The organism is Microcoleus sp. Pol17C6 (assembly GCF_036701145.1).
In the GTDB taxonomy this organism is placed as follows: Bacteria; Cyanobacteriota; Cyanobacteriia; order Cyanobacteriales; family Microcoleaceae; genus Microcoleus.
This window is the reverse complement of record NZ_JAUBQH010000173.1, coordinates 1-1,255: the sequence shown is the minus strand read 5'-3', so window position 1 is coordinate 1,255 and position 1,255 is coordinate 1. Positions and strand designations below refer to the sequence as shown.

Below are 1,255 nucleotides of genomic sequence, written 5' to 3'. Positions count from 1 at the left end.
TTATCATTATTGTTCCATAATATTTCTGCAGAAAGAGGTATTGACAAAATCTACTCCTTTCTAACTTGTTACCAATGGGATGAAACTGGTATTCTACTAGGAATAAGCAGAACTCATGCCCCTTCACAACGTGGGACAAGAGCATACCAAAAAAAAGCATTTTATCGGGGTGCTAAAGTCACAGCTATTGGCGCAATTAGTATGAATAAAGTGTTAGCATTGATGACAATGAATGATTCAATGGATGGACAGGCATTTGCTATATTTATTCAGCATTTTTTATGTCCTAAATTATGGAAAGGAGCGGTAGTAGTGATGGATAATTTACCCGCCCATAAATTAGCATCAATCAAGCCAATGATTGAATCTGTAGGAGCGAGTATTATTTGTTTATCCCCATACTCTCCTGATTTTAACCGTATCGCCTCAATAAGTAGGGGTAGCAGAGAAAAAAAAGTAAGCAGAGTGCACAAACTGTCATAAAATAAGACACATGACGCCAAAGATTATTTCACCAGACAAGTCATCCTCCAATATCCTGCAAACCATCGACCCCCCAGGGATTGCAGACGAATCCATGCGTCATACAGTAGAGCTTTTACTGAACCTCATAGAACAATTACAATTAAAAGTCAAAGACTTGGAGTCAGAGAATCAACGGTTAAAAGATGAAAACAACCGATTGAAGGGAGAGCAAGGAAAACCAGACATCAAAGCCAAGTCCAAAGGATTCAAAAGCCAGCACTCTTCAGAGAAAGAACGAAAAACGCCAAAAAAGCACAGCAAAGGCAGTAAGAACGCCACAATTAAAATAGATCGAGAAGAAATACTAGAATATCCTAAAGACCAACTACCAGCAGACGCAGAATTTAAAGGATACGAACAAGTAATCATCCAAGATATCAGCTTAGCAACCGACAACATATTATTTCGCAAACAGAAATATTACTCAGCCTCAGTCGGAAAAACTTATGTAGCAGAATTACCAATGGGCTACGAAGGAGAATTTGGACCTGGAATCAAAGCCTTAATCATCAGTTTGTACTATGGGGGTAATATGACCCAAGGCAAACTACTAGATTTTTTAGCCGATTTAGGTATTTCCATCTGGGCCGGTTATTTATCCAACCTATTAATCAAAAACCAATGCCTTTTTGAAACCGAGAAACAAGAAGTTTATAAGCTGTTGCACATTTAAACTGTGATACAAGCATTGCCCTTATTTTTGATTTTACGACCCCATTTAATTATTAAT

General features: G+C 37.8%; 2 protein-coding genes. Both read left to right on the top strand.

Annotated features, from left to right (window positions below):
* Nucleotides 1-483 (top strand): transposase (locus QUA25_RS29265; RefSeq protein ID WP_333043207.1); only part of this gene is annotated, 483 nt, incomplete at its 5' end.
* Between the two features lie 10 nt (nucleotides 484-493).
* Nucleotides 494-1,198, top strand: a complete 705-nt coding sequence (locus QUA25_RS29260; protein WP_333043205.1) for a hypothetical protein — start codon at nucleotides 494-496, stop codon at nucleotides 1,196-1,198.
* Nucleotides 1,199-1,255: the final 57 nt, after the last annotated feature.